This window comes from Aeromicrobium sp. Leaf272, assembly GCF_001422865.1.
Classification (GTDB): Bacteria; Actinomycetota; Actinomycetes; order Propionibacteriales; family Nocardioidaceae; genus Aeromicrobium.
Genome location: NZ_LMMY01000009.1, coordinates 578,409 through 582,025, shown reverse-complemented (window position 1 = coordinate 582,025; position 3,617 = coordinate 578,409). Strand labels below are relative to the sequence as shown.

Sequence of the window (3,617 nt, the reverse complement as noted above, 5' to 3'; positions counted from 1 at the left end):
CCGCCCCGCACCTGTCCGAGACGGGGACGGCTCGGCCGTCACCAGCGGGTGATGAGCAGGGTCTGGGCGAGGAGGGCGAGGACCAGCTGGGAGGCGAGGAGAGGGCGCTGCCAGCGGTCCGGCAGGAGGGCGGGGATCGCGACGACCCAGATCGTGAACGGCAGCCAGATGCGCTCGACCTCGGCCTTGCTCATGCCCGACAGGGTGGCCGCGACGATCGTGGCCACGCCCGCGCCGGCCAGCACGGCGAGCGGGACGCGACGGCGAGCGGCGTCGACGGCGGCAGGGAACGCGGCCCACACGACGAGACCTGCGGTGAAGGTCCAGGCCGCGACGTTGGCCCAGACCCAGTAGCCGTAGGCGCGCTCGGACGCGATGCCCTCGTAGTAGCGCTCGCGCAGCACCGGGTAGGCCTCCCACCAGTGGAACCCGTACGCCGAGAAGGCCGCCGTCACCACCAGGGCCCCGCCGACGGCCCACGGCAGCGCCCGCCAGCCCGCACCCGGTCGCTCAGCGTCGCGGCCGCGCGCCAGCCAGAGGACGGCCAGGGCGAGGATGCCGAGCAGCACGAGCCCGTACGACAGGAACACGCACCACCCGAGCAGCAGCCCCGCCCCGACGCCGAGCGCCCACGACCGGGGTCCGACCGCGACCGCGGCCCGGGTGAGGAGGTACACGCCCCAGGCCGCCACCGCGGCGAAGTAGTAGTCGGCGCTGACGCCGGCCCACACGACCAGCGGCGCCAGGGCGAGCCAGGGAGCAGCGCGCCTGGCCAGGTCGCGGCTGCCGAGCAGGTCGAGGGTCAGCAGCACCGCCGCCACCGACGTGGCGCCGATCGTCACGACGACCATGGCGACCCAGAAGGGGTCGTCGATCCCGACGCGGTCGAGCGCGACGAACGACAGCAGCGCTCCCGGAGGATGACCGGCCACGTGCGTGTGCCAGTTGTCGACCGCGGCCGACGGGATGCGCTCGACGAAGTCGTGCAGCGCGGCGGGGACGTCGCGGACCTCCGTCGCGTCGTGCAGGTACTCGCTCTTGCGTCCGTACACGCGGCTGAAGCCGTAGCGCCCGTCGCTGAGCCCGAGCGCGCACGTCCAGAGCCACGACGAGACGGTCGCGAGCACCACGACTACGCGCCACGGGAGATCGCGGCACGCCCGGGGCAGCGCCGACCAGAGCAGCACAGCCGTCGCGACGGCGACCAGGAGGAGGGGATCGAACCGCGGGCCCCAGAAGGCGTGGAGCGGAGGCCAGTGCACGCGCACGTCGTCGGAGAGGACGGCCGGGACCACCATCGCGGTGATCACCAGCACCAGGCCGACCAGTGCCGAGAGCACGGCCGTGCGGGGGCGGGCCAGCATGGCGCCACGCTATCCGGCGAACCCAGGAGGCGCATGGCCGTCCCGGGGGAACGTCGTCGAGCGCCTGTCGCAGGCCCCCTTGACGTGCGAGCAGGCCCTGCGCGGCTTAGGTTCGGGGGATGCAGGATCACCTCGGGGCGTGCGACGTCGTGATCCCGTGCCGTGACGAGGCCGCTGCGCTGCCCCTCGTGCTGCGTGACCTCCCCGCCGGGCTCCGCCCGATCGTGGTCGACAACGGCTCGACCGACGGCACCGCCGACGTGGCCCGGAACCTCGGCGCGAGGGTCGTGAACGAGCCCCGACCCGGCTACGGGGCCGCTGTCCACGCGGGCATCGAGGCCGCCACCGCCGAGTACGTCGGCGTGATCGACGGCGACGACTCCATGCGACTCGTCGACCTGCTCCCCATGCTCGACGCCGTGCGTGACGACGGCGTGACGATGGCGGTGGGCCGGCGCCGGCCCGTCGCCCGCGGCGTGTGGCCGTGGCACGCCCGTGCCGGCACGCTGGCCCTGGCCACGTGGATCCGCCGATCCAGTGGCTTCGGCATCCACGACCTCGCGCCCATGCGGGTGTGCCGCCGCCAGGACCTGCTCGACCTCGACGTCCGCGACCGACGCTTCGGGTACCCGCTCGAGCTGATGGTCAAGGCCTCGCGCGCCGGCTGGACCGTCCGTGAGCTCGACATCGACTACCGCCCGCGCGCCGCCGGGACCCGCTCGAAGGTCTCGGGCTCCGTCAAGGGCACCGCGCGCGTCGTGCAGGACTTCGCGAAGGTGCTGCGATGAACAGCGGAACGATCGTCCCCGTGCTGCTCGTCGTGGCCAAGGCGCCCGTTCCGGGTCTGGCCAAGACGCGGCTCGGTCGCGTGGCCGGCCCGCAGCGGGCCGCCGACGTGGCCGCCGCCGCCCTGCTCGACACCCTCGACGCCGTCTCGTCCGCCCACGACGTGACCGGCTGGCCGGTCGTGGTCGCGCTGACCGGTGACCTCGAGCAGGCCGCACGGTCGCGTGCCGTCCAGGACGCACTGGCCCGGGTGACCGTGGTGCCACAGCGCGGCGACGACTTCGGTGCCCGCCTGGCGCACGCCCACGTCGACGCCGGCGGCGTGCTGTCGGCGTCCGGTCCCGCGTGGGGCACCGTGCAGATCGGCATGGACACCCCCCAGGTCACCTCCGACGACCTGGTCACAGCGGGCGAGCTCGTCCGCGACGGCACGCAGGTGCTGGGCCCGGCCGAGGACGGTGGCTGGTGGCTCCTCGGGCTGCCTGATCCCACGCACGCCGACGCGCTGCGTGGGGTGCCGATGTCGCGCGACGACACGGGCACCCGGACGGTCGAGGCGCTGGGCGGCGACGTGCACCTGCTCCGCCCCCTGCTCGACGTCGACGAGTGGCCCGACGCCCAGCGCGTCGCCGCCGACGTGCCCGGCTCGCGGTTCGCCGCGGCCGTCGCCCGATGCGCGGAGGCGGTGGCATGACGCTCGACGACTCGCTGTTCGACCCGGTCTTCACGTCCGGTGACTCGCACTTCGTCGACGACCACGGCGCCGAGGAGCGTCTGGCGGTCCACCGCTGGGCCGCCGACGCCGACGCTGCCGACCTGACGCTGTTCGTGGACCCGTGCGTCGGACCCACGCTCGACCTGGGCTGCGGTCCGGGTCGGCTCGTGCAGGCGTTGCTGGCGCGGGGCCTCGACGCGCTCGGGGTCGACAGCTCGCGCTCGGCGATCGGGCTGGCCCGCGCCCGGGGCTCCCTCGTGCTGCGGCGCGACCTGTTCGAGCGGCTGCCCGGGGAGGGCGGCTGGCAGCACGCGCTGCTGGCCGACGGCAACATCGGCATCGGCGGCCGTCCCGACCGTCTGCTGCGCCGCGTCGGAGAGCTCGTCGTGCCGGGCGGCACCGTGCTGGTCGAGGTCGAGGAGCACGGGGCGATCCTGCAGGAGTCGCGCCGCCTGCGCGTCGACGGCACCCTCGGAGAGCCGTTCCCGTGGGCCGTGGTCGGTCTGGACGCGGTGCCCTGGCTCGCCCAGCGGGCGCACCTGCAGCACACCCGCACGCTGTCTGCCGACGGCCGCTGGGTCGCCGAGCTCCAACGACCCCTCGCGTCCTGACGACGCCGCTCGTCGCCCCGCCCCGTCCGGGACCGGGCGCCTTGGTCGCTCGCGCTCCCGCGATGGGTTACGTTGCTGCCGTGCTGCTGAGCGACCGCGACATCCTGGCCGAGATCGATGCGGGACGCGTGGGTCTGGACC

The 3,617-nt window shown here is 74.6% G+C and carries 4 protein-coding genes; 3 read left to right on the top strand and 1 reads right to left on the bottom strand.

The annotated features are described in order from the left end of the window. Positions 1-38: 38 nt before the first annotated feature. Positions 39-1,364 (bottom strand): hypothetical protein, encoded by a 1,326-nt coding sequence (locus tag ASF38_RS04470; protein ID WP_235497393.1) that lies wholly within the window; start codon positions 1,362-1,364, stop codon positions 39-41. A gap of 119 nt (positions 1,365-1,483) precedes the next feature. Between ASF38_RS04470 and ASF38_RS04465 the strand changes: the two genes are divergently transcribed. From ASF38_RS04465 to ASF38_RS04455, 3 genes are read left to right on the top strand one after another with little or no spacing between them, the layout of a single operon-like run. Beyond that, positions 1,484-2,152, top strand: coding sequence for a glycosyltransferase family 2 protein (locus ASF38_RS04465; RefSeq protein WP_056573920.1), 669 nt, complete (start codon positions 1,484-1,486; stop codon positions 2,150-2,152). Beyond that, positions 2,149-2,844 carry a DUF2064 domain-containing protein gene (locus ASF38_RS04460; protein ID WP_056573916.1) on the top strand — a complete coding sequence of 232 codons (696 nt, stop codon included), beginning with the start codon at positions 2,149-2,151 and terminating at the stop codon, positions 2,842-2,844. Before ASF38_RS04465 ends, ASF38_RS04460 begins: the two co-directional genes overlap by 4 nt. Then, on the top strand, positions 2,841-3,476 hold the full coding sequence (locus ASF38_RS04455; RefSeq protein WP_055966121.1) for a class I SAM-dependent methyltransferase: 636 nt from the start codon (positions 2,841-2,843) through the stop codon (positions 3,474-3,476). Before ASF38_RS04460 ends, ASF38_RS04455 begins: the two co-directional genes overlap by 4 nt. Positions 3,477-3,617: the final 141 nt, after the last annotated feature.